Origin of the sequence: Paenibacillus sp. SC116, from assembly GCF_024733555.1 — a bacterium.
Classification (GTDB): domain Bacteria; phylum Bacillota; class Bacilli; order Paenibacillales; family Paenibacillaceae; genus Paenibacillus_B.
Window position 1 is genome coordinate 662,170 of the sequence record NZ_JANIOF010000001.1, and the last position, 24,705, is coordinate 686,874.

The 24,705-nt window shown below is 51.6% G+C and carries 13 protein-coding genes; 12 read left to right on the top strand and 1 reads right to left on the bottom strand.

The window, feature by feature from the left end; translation table 11 throughout:
* Positions 1-23 precede the first annotated feature (23 nt).
* The 10 genes from NQ117_RS02565 to NQ117_RS02610 all read left to right on the top strand — a co-directional run bounded on the left by NQ117_RS02565 (position 24) and on the right by NQ117_RS02610 (position 20,888).
* Positions 24-896, top strand: coding sequence for a CPBP family intramembrane glutamic endopeptidase (locus NQ117_RS02565; RefSeq protein ID WP_258276451.1), 873 nt, complete (start codon positions 24-26; stop codon positions 894-896).
* Positions 897-900: 4 nt separating this feature from the next.
* A complete protein-coding gene (locus NQ117_RS02570) occupies positions 901-1,710 on the top strand; it encodes a CPBP family intramembrane glutamic endopeptidase (protein ID WP_258276452.1) in 810 nt (269 codons plus the stop codon).
* Positions 1,707-2,510, top strand: a complete 804-nt coding sequence (locus tag NQ117_RS02575; protein ID WP_258276453.1) for a CPBP family intramembrane glutamic endopeptidase — start codon at positions 1,707-1,709, stop codon at positions 2,508-2,510. The genes NQ117_RS02570 and NQ117_RS02575 overlap by 4 nt, the downstream gene beginning before the upstream one ends.
* Positions 2,511-2,524: 14 nt before the next feature.
* Positions 2,525-12,796, top strand: a complete 10,272-nt coding sequence (locus NQ117_RS02580) for a non-ribosomal peptide synthetase (protein ID WP_258276454.1) — start codon at positions 2,525-2,527, stop codon at positions 12,794-12,796.
* Positions 12,797-12,829: 33 nt separating this feature from the next.
* Positions 12,830-13,801 carry a hypothetical protein gene (locus tag NQ117_RS02585; RefSeq protein ID WP_258276455.1) on the top strand — a complete coding sequence of 324 codons (972 nt, stop codon included), beginning with the start codon at positions 12,830-12,832 and terminating at the stop codon, positions 13,799-13,801.
* 40 nt (positions 13,802-13,841) lie between these two features.
* Positions 13,842-14,558, top strand: coding sequence for a thioesterase II family protein (locus NQ117_RS02590; RefSeq protein ID WP_258276456.1), 717 nt, complete (start codon positions 13,842-13,844; stop codon positions 14,556-14,558).
* A 21-nt stretch (positions 14,559-14,579) separates the two neighbouring features.
* Positions 14,580-15,857: an ACP S-malonyltransferase gene (locus tag NQ117_RS02595; RefSeq protein WP_258276457.1), complete on the top strand. Its 1,278-nt coding sequence runs from the start codon at positions 14,580-14,582 to the stop codon at positions 15,855-15,857.
* Positions 15,858-15,871: 14 nt separating this feature from the next.
* The gene (locus NQ117_RS02600) at positions 15,872-17,239 is read left to right on the top strand and encodes a M20/M25/M40 family metallo-hydrolase (RefSeq protein ID WP_258276458.1); all 1,368 of its coding nucleotides are present in this window, start codon (positions 15,872-15,874) and stop codon (positions 17,237-17,239) included.
* Positions 17,240-18,373: 1,134 nt separating this feature from the next.
* A complete protein-coding gene (gene codB, locus NQ117_RS02605; RefSeq protein ID WP_258276459.1) occupies positions 18,374-19,651 on the top strand; it encodes a cytosine permease in 1,278 nt (425 codons plus the stop codon).
* Positions 19,620-20,888 (top strand): cytosine deaminase, encoded by a 1,269-nt coding sequence (locus NQ117_RS02610; RefSeq protein WP_258276460.1) that lies wholly within the window; start codon positions 19,620-19,622, stop codon positions 20,886-20,888. The genes codB and NQ117_RS02610 overlap by 32 nt, the downstream gene beginning before the upstream one ends.
* Positions 20,889-21,148: 260 nt before the next feature.
* Here the strand turns inward: NQ117_RS02610 and NQ117_RS02615 are convergent, their stop codons facing one another.
* Positions 21,149-21,427 carry a hypothetical protein gene (locus NQ117_RS02615; RefSeq protein ID WP_258276461.1) on the bottom strand — a complete coding sequence of 93 codons (279 nt, stop codon included), beginning with the start codon at positions 21,425-21,427 and terminating at the stop codon, positions 21,149-21,151.
* 925 nt (positions 21,428-22,352) lie between these two features.
* Between NQ117_RS02615 and NQ117_RS02620 the strand changes: the two genes are divergently transcribed.
* Entirely contained in the window at positions 22,353-23,477 is a 1,125-nt protein-coding gene (locus NQ117_RS02620) for an RICIN domain-containing protein (RefSeq protein WP_258276462.1), read from the top strand.
* Between the two features lie 171 nt (positions 23,478-23,648).
* Entirely contained in the window at positions 23,649-24,632 is a 984-nt protein-coding gene (locus tag NQ117_RS02625; protein WP_258276463.1) for an alpha/beta fold hydrolase, read from the top strand.
* Positions 24,633-24,705 lie beyond the last annotated feature (73 nt).

Below are 24,705 nucleotides of genomic sequence, written 5' to 3' on the forward strand. Positions count from 1 at the left end.
CAGAAGAAGAAAGGAGCTTTCCTGTGAAAAAAGTATTGTCCGTGATAGGGAATATCGCGCTTTATCTCGGCGTCTTTTATGCGCTGCTCTACCTGCTTCGCTCTACTTACAATTACGAAGCGACGCTATCCTTCGCCAAGTTTCTGGATCGCAACCCGGCCATGTTTATGGTTGTTCTATTCACGTTGATTACGCTTGTGTACATGCTCATCTTTCGTATCAAAGGCTGGATCTGGCCCGATGCGGAAAAAAATCTATTCCGCGCTGCGGGTTTCAAACGGCTGAGCGCCTCACGCGCCTTGCTGATGATTGGCCTAGGTCTTGCCGGAAGCTTGTTCAGCATCGGCCTTATCGTCATTGACGATATTGCGCAGCAATTTCCATCCATTCCCGCACTGGTCGACGATCTGATCAGGGGGGATTCGATCTGGTACGTCATTCTGGGCGCTGGTTTGATTGGCCCGGCATTTGAAGAAATATTGTTCAGGGGCCTCATTTTTAGGGAGTTTCGCAGAGTTGTGCCGGTATATGCGGCCTTGGTGCTGCAAGCCGCGGCTTACGCCTACTTCCAGCCGAGCGCGGCGCTTTCGGTCATCAGCATCGGTTCGGGTCTGATTTACGGGGTGCTTTATTTGCGCACCGGGTCGCTGTGGGCGCCGATTCTGGTACAAAATACGGCCATGGGCACAATCTTTCTATTTAAATACATCGGGTTCTATGAATGGTTTGACAAGCTAGGCGATGTTTCACTGTATATCATTACAGCGCTCTGTCTGGCTGCGTTGATTGGAGGTTCCGTCTATGTCTGGCGGACCTCCAGCAACGGCGGCATCGGCGCACGCGCGGATCAAGCAATGACGAATGACACGCCGCCGATAGCACAAAAGGGGGTCTGACCGCATGAAGGTGTGGGGAATGATGTTGGCTCGCGTTGCCGTTGTTATCGGCTTGTATTTTGCATGGTTTTTTACCGTGACGACATTATTTTTCGATTATGTGTATCCCACAAGCACGTGGTTTGAACAGAACACGGTAACCGTCATTATTTTGAACGATATAGTAGGTTTGCCGCTCATGGTGCTGGCCTGGAGGTTTATATTCAAAGAAAATCTGTTTAAGGCGGCCCAATTCCGCCTGATGGGTGGCAAATCGGTGGCGATCGCTCTATGGATCGGGTTTGGAGCCGGCCTGTTTACGGTCGCATTTTCCCGTCTTCCCATGATTGCATCCGACAAGTACCAGTTCCGTGAATTGTTTGATTACTTGAACCGCGCGGAATGGTATGTATTTCTGGTTTTCCTGATTCTCGGAAATATTTACAAGGAGACGTTGTTCAGAGGTATTCTGATGAATGAGTTCAGACGCGTGCTCCCGGTCTGGATCGCAATTGTGATTCAGGGCGTGTTGTACGGAGCGTTGTTCTTTTTCGGAGACATTCCGCTGTCGCTGTACGGTTTTCTCGGTGCGGTTATATTTGCGCTCTTGTATGTCTGGTTTAAATCCATCTGGGCGCCGATTGCCGCGCAAGTCGCCTGTCAGGGCAGCCAGTATCTGCTTTGGCATTACGGGCCTGAGACGACGGACGTCACCGTCATGTCCGTCGTGATGGCTATGGCGGCCGCCATGATTGCGGTTGGCATATTCCTTGCGCTCAAGCATCGCTCTCCGATCTCCGCGCCACTACCTTCCAAGGCGGTGACGTCGACATGAAGGGATTACGAATAGTGGGAAATACCGTCTTATATTTGGTCATTTATGCGGCGATTGTGATGCTTGTCAATCAAGTGCTCTTCAACTGGGTCGGCGATCCCGGGCTGAAAGACTGGATAAAAGGCAATTCCGGCATTGTGCTGATTGTATCCAATATCATCGTGCTTGCTGTCTATCTTCCGCTGCTGCGCTGGCAAAAAATTTCGCTGAGGGATTTGGGGTTTGTTCCTGCGCGAAGTGGATCATTGCTGCTATCCGCAGGGACGGGCATCTGGCTCGGCTTGTTTATCGCCGCGTTTACCCATCTTCCGTGGATAAAAGTTACATTTCCGGCTATTTCAAATCTGGTCGATTTTGTCGCCGGGGGCAGCCTGATCATTTTTGTGCTAGGCAGCTTGCTGCTGGGGTCTTTGCTTGAGGAATGGCTGTTCAGAGGAATGCTGTTCCATACGCTCACTCAACGCCTTTCGGTTCTGTGGACGGTTCTGCTCCAGGCCGTATTGTTCGGCGCGGTATTTATGAATGTGACGGTTGGCGCATTTGCGGCGCTGGGCGCGATCGTATACGGTGCCGTTCGCGCCGGATCGCATTCGCTTTGGGGTTCGCTTGCGGCCCATGTGTGCAGTACAGGTACCTTATATATCGTACTGCAATGGGCAGGTGATTGGAAATCCGGTACGCTTGGATTATTAGCTCTGATCAGCGGACTCGGCATCGCGGTACATGTGTTGCTGCTGCTGCGTGGGAGCGGCGGGAATGCGGTAAAAAAACAGGCCGTCAGAGATTCCATTACTAACTAGGAGGGGGAGGCGCCATGTTTCAACTGGATTTGCTGGATACCAAAAAAGACACATCAGGGAAGAAGGGGCGGAGCGGGGGCTCCGTCTCCAATGTTTCCCTCAAGGATATTGCGATTGTCGGGATATCCGCCAAGCTACCGCGCGCTGAATCCCATGATGCCTTCTGGGAGCTTCTACGGAGTGGTAAGGACCTGGTAGGCGAGTTTCCGGATTCCCGGAAGGAGGAATTGAAACCGTATTTGCGCCGCATGGAAGCACAATACGGATCCGTTTCCTTTTTTGACGGGGCGTATATCGAAGATATTTCAGGTTTTGACTATTCTTTTTTCCGGCTTTCGCCTAAGGAAGCTTCGCTGATGAGTCCGGCACAGCGCCTGTTCCTACAGACGGCTTGGGGCGCGCTTGAGAATGCGGGGTACGGCGGAGATGCGATGCATAGTTCGCGCACCGGTGTCTTTATCGGCTATAACGGTGACGCGCTGCATGATTACAAACGAATCATCGAAGCCCTGGACCCTGAAGCCTTGTCCATGGCGGCGCCCGGCAATCTGAGCTCCATGATCCCGAGCCGGATTTCGTATTTGCTTAATTTGCGTGGACCGGCAATCAGCGTGGATACCGCCTGCTCCTCCTCGCTAGTAGCGGTCCATCTGGCATGCCAATCAATTCGCAGCGGCGAATGCGAGGCGGCGATTGCCGGCAGCGTCAAAATTAACGTGCTGCCATTGGATACCGGCATACGGCTTGGCATCGAGTCAAGCGACAACCGGGCCAAAACGTTCGACGACTCGGCGGACGGAACGGGCATCGGCGACGGCGTGATTGCTCTGCTGCTGAAGCCGCTGTCCCGTGCGCAGGAAGATGGCGACCCCATTTATGCCGTCATCAAAGGCAGTGCGATCAATCAGGACGGCAGCTCGGTTGGCATTACCGCGCCGAACGCCCTCGCGCAGGAAGATGTCATTGCGCGCGCATGGCAGGACGCGGACATTGATCCCGAAACGATAACGTATATGGAGGCGCACGGCACGGGAACCTCGCTCGGGGATCCGATCGAAATCGACGGCCTGACGAGGGCCTTCCGAAGATATACCGATAAACGACAATTTTGCGCCATCGGCTCGCTGAAAACAAATATCGGCCATCTCGACCATGCCGCCGGCATTACAGGGCTGCTCAAGGCGATCCTGTCGCTTGCACACAAGCAGCTTCCGCCAACGCTTCATTACCGCTCGCCAAATCGCAACATTTCGTTTGTGGATTCGCCTGTTTATGTCAATGATGAGTTGACTCCATGGGACACGGACGGTGGAGCAAGAAGATGCGGAGTAAGCGCGTTCGGCATGAGCGGGACCAATTGCCATGTTGTGCTGGAGGAGGCTCCCGCCAGGCTACCTTCGGGTCATTCCGACAGAGTGGAGCTGTTCTGCTTGTCCGCGCACAGCATGACGGCACTGGAGCAACTCGTGCTGCAGATGCGAGACTGGACTCAACAGCATCACGGTGATGAGAGCAGCAGTCTGGCCAACCTTTGCTACACCTTGGCCGTCGGCCGGGGAGCCCATCGTTATCGCTTGGCGATTGCAGTAAGCAGCTGGGAAGATCTTGCCCAGACCCTGCATGCTGCAGTAGAAAGCGGCCTTACCGACCTTGCGCTGCCGAACGTCCGCTTCGGGATAGCCGATTCGGCTACGAAAGGAAATATGCAGCAGAAACCCGTTCCAAACGAACGGGAAATGGAAGCGCTGGAGCTAGGCCAACGGTACGTGAGCGGATACGAGATCGACTGGAAGGCGATCTATCGGGGACAACGCCGCCTTCGGATGTCGCTTCCTACGTATCCATTCGATGCTCATCGTTGTTGGGTGGAGGAGGCGCGTGCTGGAGCAGTACTTCCTACGCCATTTGCGGCCTGGAACGGAAATTCGCTCGGTGGAGATATTCCCGAGGAGCTTCAACAAGAAATGAACGAGACGTTTGCCAGATGGCAAGCCGCACTGCAGCGGAGCGGCGGGATGACGAGTCAGCGCCGCCAGGGCATTGCGTTAACTGGGGAGCGTTCCGGTCTGGAATGGGAACAGCATGTCGCAGATGTCTGGGGAGAGCTGCTTGGTTATGATGAATTGCCTGCGATGGCTAGGTTTTATGAGTTGGGCGGAGATTCCATAATTGCACTCAAAATTGTAAACCGGCTCAGCGAGCTTGCGGGTGTCCGCATTCAGGCGGCGGATTTACTGGGGCACGCGGATTTGCCTTCATTCACAGCCCTTATCGAGCGGCGAATCAGGGAGAGCGGCGCGGCGACAGCGCAAAGAACGAACGCCCAACATGATGGGCAAGGGGCGGACGTTGGGAACGGCGGACACGAGGTGAATGGCGGTTATGATGGGCAAGTGTCCAACAGGGGTTATGGCAGGCAAGCGGTGGCTGGTGGTGTTGGCTTCAGCGAGCATGTCAGGCCGTTGACCAGCCAAGCGTCCGGCGCATTGGCCGACGATAGGCTTGAGCCGATTCCAAAGGCCGCCTCGCAAGAGTATTATCCGGTTTCATCGCCGCAGAAACGCATGTATTTGCAGCAGCAGGCGATGCCGGATGATCGCAGCTACAATTTGCCCGAATGTTTGCACTTGGACGGGGCTATCAATGCAGACCGGCTGGAGGCCGTCCTGCAAGCCATTGTGGAGCGTCACGAGACGCTTCGCACCACCTTCCACGTCATCGAAGGGGAGATCAGGCAGCGCATTCACGCCGCCATTCCTTTCCGCCTGATTCGCATGGAGGCCGATGAAGCAGAAGCAGACGGCGTACTGCAAAGCCTGTTCCGGCCGTTCAGGCTCGATACGGCACCGCTGCTCCGCGCAGCCTTGCTGACGCTGGGGCCGGAGCGCCATGTGCTATTTCTGGATATGCATCATATTGCATCCGACGGCATGTCGGCGGGTATTCTTTTGTCCGACCTGATGACTTTATATCAGGACGGTTCGTTGCCGCCACTGCCGCTGCAATACAAGGATTATGCGGTATGGCAGGAGAGCAAGCCGCTCTCCGGGAACGCCGAACGGTATTGGCGCGAGCAATGCCAGAGAGAATGGCCAACGCTGGAACTTCCGACCGATGCCCCGCGTCCCCCAGTCAAAAGCAATCGCGGCGAAACGTTCGACGTGTACGTCGAGGCCGGTTTGATGACGGCTGTGCGCAGCCTGGCGGCCGAATCGAGCACAACTCCGTTTATGGTGCTGCTATCGGCATATTACACTTTTCTTGCCCATTATACAGGGGCCGAGGACATTGCCGTCGGCACGCCGATTGCGGGACGGACAAGGCGCGAGCTGGAAGCGATCGCGGGCATGTTCACCGGCACGCTGGCGCTGCGCGCTTATCCGCGCGCGGACAAGCCGTTCAAAGTCTTTTTGTCCGAAGTGAAAGAGATGGCGACCGGGGCTTATGCTCACGCCGACTATCCATTCGAGGAAATTGCACAATGGGTCGACAAAAGAGACGCCAGCCGAAGTCCATTGTTTGACACGATGTTCATCATGCAAAACCTGGGTATTCCAAATGCTTCATCTACGGGATTGTCGTATCGCCACCAGCGCTTTGAGCATGGCACGGCCAAATACGATTTGATGATTCAGGCTGTGGAGAATGGTGAGGAATTGCGGCTTGTCGTGGAGTATAATGCGGATTTGTTTTATCGCGCAACAGCCGAGCGGTTCATGCGGCATTATGTGCAGCTGCTGCGCAGCGTGACGCTTCGTCCCGATGCCGCGCTTGGTGAAGCGGAGATGCTGACGGAGGAGGAGCGCCTGCACATACTGGCGCTGGGGAGACGCAAAGCAGACTTTCCGACGACGCGCTGCCTTCATGATTGCTTCAAGGAACAGGCGGCGGCCGTTCCCGATCTGCAGGCCGTATCCTGCGGCGGTAAATCCATGACCTATCGGGAGCTGGATCACCGCACCGATGCGCTGGCGCGAACCTTGCGTGCCAAAGGTGTGGGACACGGCAGCGTAGTCGGTATCATGGCGAAGCGCTCCATTCCTATGCTGACCGCTATGCTCGCCGTTATGAAAGCCGGAGGCGCTTATATGCCTATAGATCCGCATTACCCCGAGGAGCGCATCCGCTATATGCTGGAGGACAGCGGCGCGGAGCTGGTATTCGCGGACGGCGTGCGTTCCGGAGCCGCGGACGGCGTACCGGCCATCTTGCAGGTGCTGGACATTGCGGATGAGACGCTATTCTCTGGCGGAGACGATGACGCCGCCCTAAGGCCGCAGGACGCAGCCGATCCGATGTATGTCATTTATACCTCCGGTTCTACGGGTCAGCCGAAGGGCGTCATTGTGCCGCATCGCAGTTTTTACAATTTCGGACATTCGCTCCGTTCGTTTTTTGAGGGGCAATACGGCGAAAGAGACAGATGTCTTAGCCTGACCAATATTTCGTTTGACGTCAGCGTAGCGGAGCTGTTTATGCCGCTGATGTTCGGCGCTTGCACGGTGCTGTACCCAGAGCCGAAATTGCTTGATCCGCGGCGAATTGCCGAGGTGATTGCGGAAGAGCGGATTACCTTCGCTTATTTGCCGCCGTCTTTGCTGAAAGAGGTTGCGCGGCTCCTAGAGCAATCGGCTTCCGCGATTACGCTAAACAAAATGCTTGTTGGGGTAGAGCCAATTCAAGATGGAACGTTGGAGCAGTATACGAAGCTTAATCCCGAGATTCGGATTATTAACGGCTATGGCCCGACGGAGGCGACGATTTGCTCCAATATGTACACATACAAGCCGGGTGCTTATCGCGGTGGCTATGTGCCGATTGGCGAGCCGATGCACAATGTCGAAATTTATATATTCGGCTATGGCGGCCAGCTTGCCCCTATCAATGCAGCCGGGGAGCTGTATATTGCCGGCAGCGGTCTTGCCGACGGTTATGTGAATAAGCCGGATTTGACAGATGAGCGCTTTTTGCCGCATCCGTACCGTGAGGGCCACTTTATGTATCGAACCGGCGATATCGCCAAGTGGCTACCGGACGGTAATGCGATGTATGTGGACCGGGCCGACCAACAGGTAAAAATCAGAGGCGTGCGGATTGAAATGAACGAGGTTCGCTCGCAATTGATTTCCCTTCCCGAGGTGGAGGATGCAGTTGTGGTCGTCCGCGAGCAGGCAAGCGGCGATAAGGAGCTGTGCGCGTATGTGGTCGCCTCGGACAAGCTCTCTTCGCGGGAATGGCGAAGAAGACTGAAAGACAAGCTGCCGGAGGCGATGATTCCGGCCTATATCACGGCGATTGACGCGATACCGCTGACGCCGAACGGGAAAGTGGACCGGCGCGCCTTGCCGGAGCCTGAATTCGGGCTTCGGGAACGGGGAGAGCTAGAGCTACCGCGAGACGAGATGGAAGAGCGCGTTGCCGCCATTTGGGAGGAAGTGCTGGACGATACGGCTGGGCCCATCGGTATTCACGACGACTTTTTCGAGCTTGGGGGCCACTCTTTGAAGGCTGCCATTTTGGCGAGCAAGCTGCAGCAGGCGACGGGGGCCTTGGTTCCGCTCAGTCTGATATTCGAGCTTACCTCCATTGCGGAAATGGCCGCCTGGCTGAAGGATCAGGACGGCACCGCTGCGGCGGCCGAGCCGATCCCGAAGGCGAAGCGCCGCGAGTGGTATCCGATGTCGCGCGCCCAGCGCCGCCAATACATGATGCAAATGCTGGCCGGAGACGCCACCATGTATCATGTGCCTTTCGCGCTCCGCTTGCAGGGCAGGCTGGATGTGGCACGGCTGGAAGACGCGTTTACGGCGCTGATCGGCCGCCACGAAAGCTTGCGGACGACCTTCCAAATGACAAAGGACGAGTTCAGGCAAATGGTTCATCCGCCGTATGCGTTCAAGCTGGAGAAGCTGGACCCTGCTGCTTTCACCGGGAACGAAGCGCTGCCGCTTGACGGCGCCAAGGTGACGAGGCTGATGGAAGTCTTCCAGCGTCCGTTTCATCTGGGCAAGCTGCCGCTGCTGCGGGCGGGGCTGCTGCGACTGAATGAGGAGGATCATCTGCTGCTGCTGGATATTCATCACATTATTACGGACGGCGTATCCTCCGGTTTACTGGTGAATGAGCTGTCGCAGCTGTATGCCGGACAAGCGCTGCCGGAGTTGCGCGTGCAATACAGCGATTATGCAGCGTGGCAGGAAGCCGGATTTGCAAATGCCGCTTATGCAGACGATGAGCGGTACTGGATGGAGGTCTTCGAAGGCAAGCTTTCTGTGCTGGAGCTGCCGACCGATCGGCCACGGCCGTCTCTGCCGAGCTATAAGGGCCGTCGCCATTCGTTCCGTCTGGACGCGCAGACAACGACGGAGGCGAGAAAGCTGGCGCGGGAAGCGAAAACGACGCTGTATACGGTGCTCCTGAGCGCTTTTGCCGCTATGCTGGCCAGATACAGCGGGCAGGCCGAAGTCATTGTGGGCACCCCCGCCGCAGGCAGGGATCATGCTGATACACATGGCATGATCGGCATGTTCGTCAATACGCTGGCGCTGCGGACCAGGCCGGAAAGAAACAAGACGGTACGGGCCTATTTGGCGGAGCTGCATAACCATGTCGTAGAGGCGCTTTCGCACCAGACGTATCCTTTTGAGGAGCTTGTCGAAGGGTTGAAGGCCGATGGGGACAGAAGCCGAAATCCTTTGTTTGACGCCATGTTTGTCCTGCAAAATATGGACCGTGCGGTGATGGAAGCAGGCAGCCTAGTCTTTCGCGAAGTACCGTTCGAGGCGGGGACAAGTAAGTTCGATCTGACAGTGGAAGCGGTAGAGCGGGAAGCGGAAATCGAGCTTCAACTGGAATACGCAACGGATTTATTTCATGAGGAAACCGCGCGCCGCATGGCGGAGAGCTATACCGTACTTGTGCGGGAGATGTGCAAATCACGCGATCGCACGGTTGGCGAGCTTGAGCTAATGAGTGAAAGCGAGCGGGGGCAAATGCTAGCTCAGTTGGTCGGTGGAGGCATGACGGTACAGGTCGCGAGTAGAGAAAGGAGCGATGGTAGGATGGAAATCCGAGCTGAGAAAGACATGACGGACCCGCAAGGATTCGCGGTGGCGGCTTCCGTGCAAGCAACGGCGGAATGGACGGGGTTTGTGCAGGAAGTGGAGCGCCAGGCGGCACGCACGCCAGATGCGGCAGCCATTCATTTCGGCTTGGAGACGGTGACGTACGCCGAGCTGAACGAACGCGCGAATCGGCTTGCCCATTCTTTGCGGGCGAAGGGCGTGGGGCCTGAGCGTATTGTTGCGCTGATGGCGTCCCGCAGCCCGCAGCTGCTTGTCGGCATATTGGGTGTTCTGAAAGCCGGAGGCGCATATGTCGCCATTGATCCCGCTTACCCGAAAGAGAGGATCGACTGGATGCTTGAGGATTGCGGCGAAGCGCTTCTGCTGACGGAAAAAGCATATGCGGGAGTCGTAACGAGAGCCGTTGCCGAGTGGTATCTGGACGATCCTGAGCTGTATTCGGCGGACAGAGGCAATCCGGAATGTGTCCATAAGCCTCACCATTTGGCGTATGTGCTGTATACGTCGGGCTCGACCGGTCGTCCCAAAGGAGTGATGATCGAGCATCGCGGGCTAGCACATTTCATCAGCGGCTTCAGAAACCGGATTCCATTTGAGAAGGGCCAGAGTATTTTGTCGATGGCATCGGCCTCCTTTGATATTTTTGTCGTTGAAAATCTACTTCCGCTCACAATGGGTATGCGGGTTGTATTGGCCAATGAAGAAGAACGAGGGGACGCCGCCTTACTGCAAGGCCTAATCGACACTCACAGCGTTGATGTGCTGCAAATTACGCCGTCGCGCTTCAAATGGTGGATGAATCAGCGTGACGAAACGGACGGTTTGCAAAAGCTGCGTATATTGATGATCGGGGCGGAGCCACTGACGGCCGATGTGCTCGGCAGGCTTCGCGCCGCCACCGGAGCCAAATTGTTTAATTTGTACGGCCCGACGGAGACGACGGTGTGGACCTCGATTCGGGAAGTGACCGAAGGCGAGGATATTTCGATAGGCACGCCGATTGAAGGCTCCGTCATGATGGTGCTTGATGAAGGACTGAAGCTGCAACCGACAGGCGTGACGGGCGAAATTTGCATCGGCGGGCCAGGCGTTGGGCGTGGGTATCTCAGCCATCCTGAATGGGATGTCGCTTTTGTGCCAAATCCGTATGCGTCGGGCGAACGCATGTACCGCACCGGGGACCTTGGGCGCAGGCTTGAAAATGGAGAGTTTGCCTATGCGGGACGCCGTGATTTCCAAGTGAAAATCAGGGGACACCGGATTGAAATCGGTGAAATTGAGCAGTTGCTGCTTCGCCATGAGCAGGTGAAGGAAACGGTGGTCACCGCGTTTCAGGAAGAGGATGGGGAATATGCGCTTTGTGCATATGTCGTTATGCAGAACGCCGCTGCAGCGGCTGCGGACCAAGGCGGCGCCTCGCCATCCGGTAGGTTGACCAGGCAGCTGCGCGAATATCTCGGGGACAAGTTACCTTCTTATATGGTTCCGGCTTTCATGGTCGTTTTGAATGAGATTCCGCTTACGCCAACGGGCAAAATCGACAGAAGGGCGCTGCCGATGCCGGGACCGGCCGACGCTGGCATACGTGAACTTGTTCCACTTTCGACAGATACCGAGCACAAACTGGCGGAGATTTGGAAGGAACTGCTCGGTACGGATACGATCAGCGCCAAGGACAGCTTTTTCGAGCTCGGTGGCCATTCCCTAAAGGCGGCAGGCATGGTTAGCCGCATTGCGGAACGCTTTGGCATCCAAATGCCACTCCGCGATATTTTTATGAATCCTACGCTGGAAGGTTTAGCGGCTCATTTGGACACTAGCGGAACCGAGGCGGCCGCACGCATCCCGAAACAGCCGGAGCGCGCGCACTACCCGATGTCAAGGCCGCAGCGCCGCCAATTTATGATGGAGCTGATCTCGGGCGAGGCAACGATGTACCATGTGCCGTTCGCCGTGCATATGCAAGGCAAGCTCGATGTGGAGCGTCTGGAGGAAGCTTTCCTTACGATAATGCGCCGCCATGAATCGCTGAGAACGACGTTCCATCACGAGGAGGACGAGTTCCGCCAGCGCGTGCATGCGGAACCGATATTTACGCTTGAACAGGGCGCCAGGCTGAGAATGGCGGCAGGCAAACTGCTCGCGGAAGGCGGAGACGAAGGATTGTTCGGCGGCATCAGCGCGCTGATGGAGCGCTTTATCCGCCCGTTTGATCTCGGCCGTCTCCCGCTATTCCGAGCCGGTTTAATTCCACTTGGCGAGGAGCGCCATCTACTGCTGCTGGACCTTCATCATATTATTACCGACGGCGTCTCCGTCAGCGTCCTGCTACAGGAACTGACTACATTATACGGCGGAGGCGAGCTTCCGGAGTTGGATATCCAGTATCGGGATTACACGGTATGGCAAGGAGAACAAATCGGCAACGAGGCCTATATAGGGCATGAGCGCTACTGGCTGGAGGCGTTCGAAGGGGAGCTTCCGACGCTTGATCTCAAGACGGCATCGCCAAGGTCAGAACTGCAAAACTTCGAGGGCGGTCTAATCAACTTCATACTGGATGAGGAGCTGTCGATCAAGATCAAGACGTTTGCGCGCGAGCGCAGTACGACGTTGTATACGGTGCTGCTCGGGGCTTATTCGATGCTGCTGAGCAAATGGAGCGGTGAGGAGGATATCATTATCGGAACGCCGGTAGCGGGACGCAATCATGCGGGGCTGGAAGGGTTGATCGGGATGTTCGTCAATACGGTCGCAATTCGCAACTTCCCGGAATCGTACCGGACCGTTGGCGATTATTTGTCCGAGCTGCATGAGGATGTGCTGCGGGCGTTGGAGCACCAGAATTATCCGTTCGAGGATTTGGTACAAAAGCTCGGAATCGAACAGGACCGCAGCCGCAATCCACTATTCGATACGATGTTTATTTTGCAAAATATCGATCGCGTCGCTTACCGTTCGGGCGGCATTGAATTCAACCCCAAGGAGTTCGATCCGGGCGTCAGCAAATTCGATTTAACACTTGAAGCGTCGGAGCAGGACGGCAGGCTCCGCTTTGCGCTGGAATATGCAAAAAGTCTTTTCCGCGAAGAGACTGCCCGGATGCTGGCGGATGATTATATGGCAATCCTACGCGCGCTGGTTGAAGACGGGGCAATGAAAAAAATCAGTGCTGTGCTTGCTGCTAGCAAACTTGATTGAACCAACATTTTTAGCCTAAGGAGGCGGCGAACGATGAAGCTGTCGATGGAAAGGAAACCGTTTAACGAGTTTTGGATGAACTGCATGCTGAACCAGGCATTTTCTATTGCGGTGTCGGTGGAGCCCAGCTACAGGGATGCGGCATATTTGAACATTTACCGTTACTATCCTTGGGAGGCCGCAACGGACAAGGACTTTCGCTATCCGACAATTGACACGCTGTATTATTTAGACGATCCGGCTAGATTCCCGCTGTCGCATGTATTCTGTTATATCGAGCCCGGTCATTTCCGCAGCAAGGAGACGGTACCGGAGGAAATCAGGGCGATGCTTGCCGGGGGACGCAATTTGAGCGTAAACGTCGATCTGTATGACTGGTTGCCAGGCAGCATGGCCTGGAAAAAGTTCCATTGGTATCATTATTCGCTGTTTAACGGATACGACAAGGAGCGAGGCACTTTCTACGTCATTGACGATACGCTTGCGGGCTATGAGGAGCACGAGGTGCCGGAGGAAAGGCTGCTCAAGGCGTACGGCAACTCGGAATACAACGTGAACCCGGACTATTTGGGCCCTGCCTTCTACGTATACAACCTGCAGGAAAAGGTCCAGCCCTACGAGTTGAAGCTGGCTGAAGTGGTGGAAAATGCGGAGCGGCTGGTGAGGGAGCTTGGCGAGTTCTCAATCGAGGGCATGTGGAATGTAGATTCCGACCCGGAGAAGAGGCAAGCGCATTTGACCTATGGCCTTGTCGGCGTCAACATCATTTGCAACCGACATATCGCCAACATGTCGCTGCTCCGCTCCATGCGGGAGAAGAGTCTGATCGACGAAGCCTTGTTCGAGTCGCTGTCCGGTCAGCTTGGCGCAGTGAAGGATGGTTGGGATCTGGTGAAGGACCGCTTTGTGACAGGAGACTTCGAACGCGGTAGAGAGCTGGTACTGGCAGATGATTTGTTCGCAAAAGAAAAGGTGTTCTGGACCACGCTGGTCGCCGGCGCGTAAAGGCCGTTTAAGTCAACATGTTACTCGGGAGGCGGGCGTTTTGACGATATCTTTAATTTGCTTGCCCTATGCAGGCGGCTCTGCACAAGTGTACAGGCGCTGGACGAACCAGTTGCATCCTGGCGTGCGTCTGGTGCCGGCCGAACTGGCGGGCAGAGGAAGCCGCATGGGCGAGCCATTCTATGCGGACGTGGCGGAGGCCGTGCGGGATTTGCTGCCGCTGGTGCTGGAGACGGCGCGTGGCTCCGATTCCTATGCTTTATTCGGCCACAGCATGGGCAGCCTGCTTGGTTATGAACTGCTGCATACGCTGCGTGAGGAAGGATTCCCGCAGCCTAGGGCAGCCTTCCTCTCAGGCAGAGGGGCGCCGCATTGCGAGCAGGAGGAGGCTCGCCAGACCCATATGCTTCCGGATGATGAATTTCTCGAAGAACTGAAACGGCTCGGCGGCATGCCGAGCGAGCTGTTCCATCATCGGGAGCTGCTGAATATGTTTATGCCGATCCTTAGAGCCGACTTCAAGCTTGTCGGCGAATACGAGCATGGGATGCGGCCGCCGCTGCCGCTCCGGCTCACCATCTTGAGCGGCAAAGATGATAGCTCCGTCAAAGGCCCGCTCGTTGAATGGGAGCGTTATGCGACGGGAGGATGCGAACTGATGCTGTTTGAGGGCGGACATTTTTTCCTGCATGAACGGGAACATGAAGTTGTAGCCATGATAAACAAAATGCTTACCGAGGCGCCTGCCCCGATCTGACTCTGAGGAGCGTGATGGAAGATGCTGAACAAACATGCGATATGGTTTCCCGGTCAAGGCTCACAGCGCGTTGGAATGGGAAAAGCGTTGAGCGAGCGGTATGCGGTTGTCAAGGCGACGATAGAGGAAGCGAACGAGGCGCTGGGCATGCGCCTTGACAACCTGATGTTTGAGGGACCAATGCCGGAGCTGACACGGACAGACAATGCCCAGCCCGCCATTCTTGCGCTTGGCGTGGCAATGTACCGCGTCTACAGCCGGGAATGGGGATACCTGCCTGCGGTGGCTGCCGGCCATAGTCTGGGCGAGATTACGGCTTTAACTTGCGCGGGGGCCATAACGTTACCGGATGCGCTCCGGCTCGTACGCCGCCGCGGCGAGCTAATGCAAAGGGCCGTCGCGGCGGGGATCGGCACGATGGCCGCCGTGAACGGACCGAGTCCCGATGTTGTAGCCAAAGTATGCTTGGAAACAAGCGCAGCCTGTGCGGAAGGCAGCCGTATTGTTGTGGTATCGAATATAAATTCAGAGCGGCAAACGGTCATTTCGGGACACAATGAGGCCGTCCATGAAGCGTCCGAAAGACTTTCCGCCCATGGGGCGGCAGTTATTCCACTGCAGGTTAGCGCGCCGTTCCATAGCCCGTTGATGGTGCCGGCGGCGGTGGAATTTGCCGAAGTGCTGAGTTGTGTCTCGTTTGGCGAAATGAATTTTCCCGTCGTTTCCTCTTTGACGGGTTTGCCTTACGGGAATACGGCAGAGATCGCGGGTATGCTGGCAAGGGGATTGACGGACCTCGTCAATTGGCCCGCCGTCCTTACATTTCTGAAGAGCATGGGCATTGCCGCTGCCGTCGAAATGGGTCCGGGCTATGTATTGAAACGGCTGGCTCCAACGGCACTGCGCGTATTTGCTTTTGACGACAAGGAGGATGAGGCGCATCTGTTTGCCGCAAGCCGGCAGACGGACGCTTATTCCATTGAACTGCTTAATCGTTGTCTGGCTATCGCCACTTGCGTCCGCAACCGCAACTGGAACACAGCCGAATATGAACAAGGCGTCGCTTCGCCTTACCGCGGTGTGCAGCAGTTAGTCGATCGGCTGCGGGAGACGGGAGAGCAAGTGGAAGAGGCGCATGTTCGGCAAGCGCTGGCGATGCTGGAATCGGTGTTTCGCACCAAAGGCTCTTCCGCCGAAGAGCAGGAGCGGCGGCTCGCAAGGCTGCGCGACGAGTTCGACCTTCCCAGCTTGCCAGGCGTTTCTCCTGCCGAGCGATCATACGCGGGCAGTCTATTATAGGAAGGAGCGGAGGCATGGGTATCCGGCTGGCCAATGACGAGTTTGAACAGGAGGGAGTCGAGCGCCCTGCGAAGCTGCCGTCTCCCGTGGAGATTTTGCAAGCATTGATCCGCTTCAATACAACAAATCCGCCGGGCGAGGAAGCCGCATGCATCATGTATATTCAGCAACTACTTGAGGATGCGGGCATTGAGACGCGCATTGAAGCGCTTGATCCAGCCCGTCCCAATTTGCTGGCCAGGTTGAAGGGCAGTGGAGAAGCACCGCCGCTGCTGTTGTACGGGCATGTCGACGTTGTTGGTGTCGACATGCAAGCTTGGAGTCGCGACCCGTTTGGGGGCGACATCCACGACGGCTTCGTCTGGGGTCGGGGCGCTCTTGACATGAAAGGCGGCGTGGCGATGCTCGTATCGGCTTTCCTCCGCGCGCATGTCCGCAAGCTGCCGCTCCGAGGAGATCTCATTCTGGCGATTGTCAGCGACGAGGAAGCAGGGGGCGAATACGGGGCTTCCTTCCTGGTCGAGCGGCATGCGGATTATTTTGCGGGCGTCAAGTATGCGCTCGGCGAATTCGGCGGCTTTACGTTTCATGCCCTAGGGAAAACCTTTTATCCGATTATGGTGGCGGAGAAACAGCTATGTTGGCTCAAAGCGACGATTCGAGGAGATGGAGGCCACGGATCCATGGGTAATTCGGGAGCCGACTGTATGGCGCAATTGGGGAATATGCTTCAATCGCTTAGCAGTAATAAGCTGCCGATACGTGTTGCACCAGCGGCCCGGTTAATGATTGAGGGAATGGCCACCACACTGCCGCTGCTGCCGGCGATGCTGCTGAGAGGGCTGCTGCGTCCCTGCTTAAGCGGCCTCATCCTGAAGCTGCTGGGAGAAAAGGGAGGGACGTTCACCCCGCTTCTGCGTAATACAGTCAGCGCGACCGTCGTTCGCGGCGGCGAGAAAATCAACGTTCATCCAAGCGAGATTACGGTTGAGCTGGACGGCCGAACGCTGCCGGGCGTCACGCCGCAGCAATTTATGGACGAGCTGCGCCGATTCGCGATTCATGATTCGATCGAGCTGGAAGTACTGCGCCATGACCCATGCACCGCAGTTCCCGACATGGGGTTATTCGGTTTGCTGTCCGATGTACTGAAAGAAGCAGATAAGGAGGCCGTACCGGTGCCGATGCTGCTGCCCGGAGGGACGGACGGTAGATGGTTTGCAAGGCTCGGCATCCAAACCTACGGTTTCCTGCCAATGCCGCTGCCAAAGGACATGCAGTTTACCAAACTGATTCATGCCGCGGATGAACGAATTCCTGTAGCAGCGATCAGGTTCGGCACGGATACGATTTACCGAGTGCTGGAGCGGTACGGTGTATAGCCATGATGTCTTTTAAAATGTTCTGAATACTCGCATTTACAATTTTATTAGCGCTTGAAATGGTCATTCGCATTTCAAGCGCTTTTTCATATTTGGAGGCCGACTGATCTTTTACATATTTGTGAAAGAAAATATAGTATTTTCTAAGAGTTTAGAAGCCAAATTTCACATTTTACTGTACTGTAACTTATCTTTGTTATTATGAACTGTGACAAGGTGCTAATCGCTTGGAAGGGATTAGAAATTATTGGATAGAATAATTATGAAGATGATGAGGTAATAAATTTGTACGCATAAGGAGATAAAACTATGGCAGAAAACAAATATTGGTTTTGAGCCAGCAGGACATGGTTTCGGCCTTGACACAAATAAACGGTGGGCTATATCATAAAATCTGTAAGTATATCAATGTAAAGGGTGTGGTACTTTTGAAAAGTTCAAGCTCCCAATCTTTTTCCACAAGCTTATTGTTAAGTGTTTTACTATTATTTTTGATGATTTCTATTAGTATCATCTTTACTACAGATGCTGGAGTGAAGCATACTGAAACTGGAAATCCATTATTTATTGCATCAGACAGACAAACGGGTACAGTTAAAATCTAATATACGTATTGAAAAAGAGGGACTGAGTCCCTCTTTTTGTACTTCAAGGGGCTTACATTGTTTATTTGTTAAGAGATAATAAGGTTGTAGACTACGAGCCTTGACATGAAGGGGTTTTCCTCCATCAAATTTGCTAACCACCACGAAATAAAAATTAAACTGAAGATCATAAAGAACCGCGCCGCTGATCCTATCAGAGTAGCTGTTAACATGAGCGAGAGGCGACGGAGACTTCACTTGCTAAAAAGGATAGATAACCAATGGTTAATATTGACATTGACAATTATATGTTTTTTCAAAATAATAGAATGTAATTGAATACTGGTACCTTTAAATCAGTCCAGAGAGGCTGGCAAGGGAAGCGGATTTATTTAATCACGCGTATATCAGGGCATATTCCGTCAGGAATGCTCTGCTTCTACGCGCGGTTTATGATGAAAAAAGAGGCTACTTGTCAGTTTGGAACATGACGAGTAGCCTCTTTTTCTGCTTTTTTGGTATCAGGACACTTTAAGCTGGAGGTATTCTGATGAGCAAACAAGATCAAGAGTTTTCGTGGCAAGAGGTACCGAAAACGCAAAGAAACCATTTTTGGAAGACGTTATCGGTAATGTTAGGGTTCACTTTCTTTTCGGCAAGCATGCTAGCAGGGGGAACGTTGGGAGTCAGCTTGACGTTCATGGAGTTCATAGGAATTGTGCTGGCTGGCAATTTGGTACTCGGCATCTATACAGGAGCACTGGCACATATCGCAGCCAAAACGGGACTTTCCACGCATTTGCTGGCAAAATATTCGTTCGGTGAGAAGGGTTCGTACCTGCCTTCGTTCCTACTGGGCTTCACGCAGGTCGGATGGTTCGGTGTCGGCGTCGCCATGTTCGCAGTTCCAGTCGCCAAAGCAATGGATTGGAACGTGTACCTGTTGATCTTTTTGTTTGGTTTCGCAATGACGGCAACAGCCATTTTCGGTATGAAGTCGCTCGTCATTCTGGGCTATATTGCGGTTCCGGCCATTGCCATTCTAGGTAGTTACTCCATGTTCGAAGGAGTAGGCTCACTTGGTGGATTGCAAGGGCTGCTCGATTACACGCCAACAGAGACGCTTACCGCAGCAGCAGCATTGACCATTTGTATCGGATCATTCATTAGCGGCGGGACGCTGACGCCTGATTTTGCCCGGTATTCCCAGACGTCTCGGCAAGCGGTTACCGCAACAGTCATTGCGTTCTTCCTGGGGAACTCACTCATGTTCCTGTTCGGCGCAGTCGGCGCAATGGCTTATAACCTGGCAGATATCTCGGAGGTCATGTTCCTGCAAGGTTTGACCATTCCCGCGATCATCGTTCTGGGGCTGAATATCTGGACGACCAACGATAATGCCCTTTACGCTTCCGGGCTGGGCTTTGCCAACATCACTAAAATTTCGAAAAAGTTTTTAGTGGTAGTAAACGGCATCGTGGGTACCATACTGGCAATGTGGATGTATAACAATTTCGTTGGATTCCTGAGTGTGCTTAGTGCGGCGGTACCGTCCATAGGGGCTATCATCATCGCGGACTACTTCTTTGTGAAGCGCAGAAACTATAAACCGTTTGCCGAGACAACTTTCATGAAGGTGAACTGGATAGCGATGGTGGCTTGGGCCATCGGCGTTGCCTTCGCCCAACTGGCTCCAGGAATTACGCCATTGAATGCACTGCTCGGTACGGCTGTGGCCTACATCGTGTTGACGTTAATCGTTCCTGCGAAAAAATATAATGAAAAGGGGAAAACAAATGATTATACAGAATGCAAAATTGCGGGGTAGAGAAGGTTTATGGAATATCGTCGTAAAAGACGGGAAGTTTGAACGAATCACGCAATCACTTGAAGCAGCTATAAATGAGGAGATAATTGACGTCAACGGTTCGCTTGTGCTGCCACCATTCATTGAACCTCATATTCATCTGGATACAACGTTAACGGCGGGCGAGCCAGAATGGAATTTGAGCGGAACGCTGTTCGAGGGCATCCAGCGTTGGTCAGAACGCAAGGCATTCCTAACGCACGAAGACGTAAAAACGCGCTCCAAAACGGCACTTAAGTGGCAGATCGCACAGGGCATCCAGCATGTCCGGACACATGTAGACGTCACCGATCCAAGCTTGACCGCCGTTAAAGCGCTGCTTGAAGTGAAAGAAGAAATGTCATCATACATTGATATACAGCTTGTTGCTTTTCCGCAAGAAGGCATTCATTCTTACCCGAACGGTGCGGAATTGCTGGAAGAGGCGTTGAAAATGGGCGTTGACGTGGTCGGCGGCATTCCGCACTTCGAATTCACTAGGGAATATGGCGTTGATTCGATGAAGGTCGCATTTGACCTCGCTGAAAAATACGACCGTCTTGTCGACATCCATTGCGACGAAATCGATGATGAGCAATCCCGTTTCTTGGAGGTTGTTGCTAAAGAAGCCTACGAACGCGGGCTAGGCTCCCGCACGACGGCAAGCCACACGACGGCGATGGGGTCATACAATGATGCATATACGTACAAATTGTTTAGATTGCTGAAGATGGCTGACCTTAATTTCGTCTCTAATCCTTTGGTCAACATCCACCTGCAAGGACGCTTCGACACGTATCCGAAAAGAAGAGGGCTGACTCGTGTCAAAGAGCTACAGGAAGCTGCTCTTAATGTATGCTTCGGTCATGATGACATCTTTGATCCATGGTATCCGTTAGGTACGGGCAACATGCTTCAGGTTCTGCACATGGGCATACATGCTTCGCAGCTGCTCGGTTACGATCAAATCGTGAATTCAATCGACTTGATTACGAAAAATAGCGCAAGAACGCTGCATATCGAGGATGTGTACGGCATTGAAGAAGGTAAAGATGCCAACTTCATCGTTCTTGAGGCAGAGAACGAATATGAGGCTATTCGTAAACAAGCCGGAGTGCTTTATTCGTTCAGAGGTGGCCGCAAAATCGCGGAAACAAAGCCACGTGATACGTCGATCATTCTTGAGGGCGGTTCGGAGAAGGTTACTTTCAATAAATAATCGAATGAATGAAACATGCAATGCATCAAGCAAAGCCTGCGCATTAGCCAAAGATCCCCTCATGGTGGACAGGGTAACAAGAGATCGCGTAATCGCGAACTCTTCCTGGATACAAGAGGGGATTTCTTGTGCATTCTCATTTACGTCCTCAGTTATTATAGTGATGTTCCAAATCTCAGTAGTGGCAGATCAGAGGATTATAAGACTGATAAATTCCATAAAAGATATCGAATATTTCGTCACTCAAAAAGCTCTGCTTATTATTTATTCTTTACGACTTCTTGATATAAGGTCTCCAAATACTGCTGAACACTTCGAAGTTCATCTTTTCCTCTTGGAGTAATGTCGTATAGGGAGTCCTGGCTATATAGATAACCTTCACTCAAAAGATAATCCAGTTCTTGTTTAACTTGCTGAGGACTAAATAGATAACCGTGACTGTTAATTTTGGATTGGATTCCGTCAGGCGTAATTGCATGTTGATCCGCATGAAACAACAGGTGAATTCGTGCAAATGAATTTTCGAAATCTGAATGCATATTGAAAAATCTCCCTTTTCATAAATTGTTCAATCACAGTTATTATTATTTTTCTGTCTCTACATTATGTATTTTCAGATATCAATAACTATAAGTTGTATTCTAACCAATCATGTAATTTCCATGTCCATATCCTACGTTCAATTAGAGATGCATTGAAATGCTATCAACATATTTAAAAGCAATGTGTCACATCGTGAACATAGCTAGCTGAAATAATGCTTTATTTTCAATGTTCGAAAGAGGCTGTTGGCATTGCGACTATTCCTCGGATAAAACATAAAATTGATGGTTTACATTAATGGAAACGCATGGTAAATTGAATACAAATCCTTTAAGTAGTCGCAAATCAAAAGGAGGGCGATCAAGAGCAGTAACAAAAGAAACGATTTCATGAGTTAAAGCAGTAAAATAACACACCAGAGTTTACAATCATTTGCTTCCCTCACTCCTACTTTACCCTCAAAAATATCATTTCACACTACAGCTATTTCCCTCACTACAGTCATATCTACTAAGCACTAAATTCCTTCAATCACCTTAAAACAGCTATGTAGCAACAAAGAATTATTCACTTCAGCACAGGACAATTTGAAGATCTTTCGATAAAGCTGAATCTATGCAAAGGGATTCCTTCTTCAAATTTTCACTCCCATGAAGTCTTTTTCTGCTATGCCTTTTTTCCATACCAACTCTCGTTCGACTGAAATAATACGCACTATCCACCGTTCAAACTTGACATATTGAGTACAGTATCTCTCTTTGCAGACGAGTTGATTCTTTGCGCATTCTTCACTGCGGCATCTATGTATAAATCTCACTTTACATACACCATGATCGGTACAAAATTCGGCTAACAAACGTTTACTCCTTACATTTGTTGAAGCTTTGTAAGAATATGATTGCCCAAATTAGGAGGGATACTATGAACTTTTTATCTAAAAAGGCATTGTCACTGTTAATGGTAGGTGCAATGAGTCTTTCTTTCTGGGCTCCTGTAAGTGAAGCTGCAGTTCCAGAGAAGAATCAATATTATAATGTTAAGTTGAAGGCTGATCTTAACAAACAGTGGGATAATCCTAATTCAAGCCAATCTAATAACAGTGGAGTTAATTTACACTATGCACACAATGGTGATAATCAAAAATACGTATTTTTCCCCCTTGATGGAGGATTGTTTGCCATTGTAAATAAAAGTAGTGGTAAAGCTACTTCATTTGCAAATTGGGACACAGAGCAGTTGGTACAACAAACTTGGACTGGCGCCACTAGACAACAATGGTATTTACGAAGTCAAGGAAATAATGATTTTGAAATTGTAAATCAAGAAAATGGGAAAGTCGCATCTTTTGGATCACGTGGCAGTGAGGAGTTTGTAGATTTGGATCATGCAAATCCTTCTGATCCAAATCGGCTATTTCGACTTTCAGCAGCCAATAGCAGCATTACGTTACCAACTTTGCCGGCAATAGGAACTAGACCGATTGCTCCAGTTTATACAACTGGAAATGTCGATGAACAATTACCTGATACTTCAAGCTCTGCTGTAGTTGGGGCGACTTTATTACCTTTTATCGTAGTACAAGATAACCAAGCGAGTGATTATACAAAAATAAACACTTCACCTTATTATGTTCTGGTGAAAGAGGAGTACTGGGAGAAAACGTTCTCAGCGGTTGTTCCAGCTGGACTTACTTACAATTATTCATTTACATCGGGTGTGAGTTCTGAAGATCAGCGAACGTTGACGGATACACTTTCAATAACTGTCGGAGCGGATTTTGGATTCGCATTTAAAGCAATAACAGCATCAATAAGAACCGAAATCACGAAATCATTACAAACAACAGTTAGTTCAACAACTAGCAAAGCAACAGAAGAAACTGTTTCAAGTAGTGTAACAAATCCATCTGGGGTAACAACAGGGTATACAGGATATCAACTGGTAACAAAATATACGTTAAAGAGAGCAGATGGCACACTTGTTCAAGAACCTTGGATTGTAAAAAACAACAAGATAACAATCGCAAGAAAAAATCCTCCACAATAATCATTTAGTAGAAAAGCTTATTGTAAAAAACCGCTGTAAGTCGCTATTAAAGCGGCTTTTTTTGTTCATGCTCCGTTCATATTGCATTCATGGAGAGGACATCTTGGTTTGCTAGACTTGCATCAGAGGATCGTAAAGCGATTGTACAGATAACAAGAGGAGCTGAACAGTTTGACACAACCAGCAGGAAAGGAAGTAAGGAATCGTACAAAAACAAAGACAGTCCTACATATTTTGCTTAAAGTAATCGTCGCGGTCGTTATAGCCATCCTACTTTTTATCGCGATTGTGTATACCACAAATAAAATCAGCAGTTATACCGAACAAAAAAGATTGGAACCATACGGTCAGTATGTATCTGTAGATGGGAAACAGATGAATGTGTTCATTCAAGGTCAAGGTGAAGAAACCATTGTGATTCTTCCTGGTTATGGAACAGCGGCACCTGCACTTGATTTTAAGCCACTTATATCAGAGTTAATCCCTTATTATAAAGTCGTAGTGATTGAACCTTTTGGTTACGGTTTGAGCGATCAAACCCAAAAGGGGCGCAGTACAGCAAATATCGTAAGTGAAATTCATGAAGCGTTACAAAGTCTCCATATAGATCGTTATATTCTCATGGGTCATTCTATTTCGGGGATTTATAGTCTGGATTATGTGAACCAATATCCAAACGAAGTGAGAGCGTTTATCGGGCTGGATAGCAGTGTTCCATCGCTGAGTGAGCGGAAGATTGATCCATCAGAAATAGAACCGATTAAATGGTTCCGCAACTTGGGCTTTCCCCGTTTACAATTGAAGCTGAGTGCTGACCCTTATGATGGACTACCCTATGATGAACAAACGAAAGAACAGTTGAACATTGTAAGACACAAAAACATGTATAATACAACCCAATTAAATGAGGCAGTGAGCATGTATTCCAACTTTAAAGCAGCAGAACAGCTAACTTTTCCTCCTCATTTACCTGTCCTATTCTTTGTCCAAGCGAATCACCCTGTGACGGACCGATGGATACCCGAGCATGAGAAGCAAATAGAGGAGTCTGTACATGGAGAAATGGTTTTATTGGATGCGGGACATTATTTATATCGTTCCCATCCAAAAGAAATCTCTGAAAAAATAATGGATTTTACGGGAGGAATAAAATAATTTTAGTTGCTTCAAAACCTTATCATCTTGAAGCATATTTAAACTAGTTAAGGTAAAAATAAAGATGGTGTAT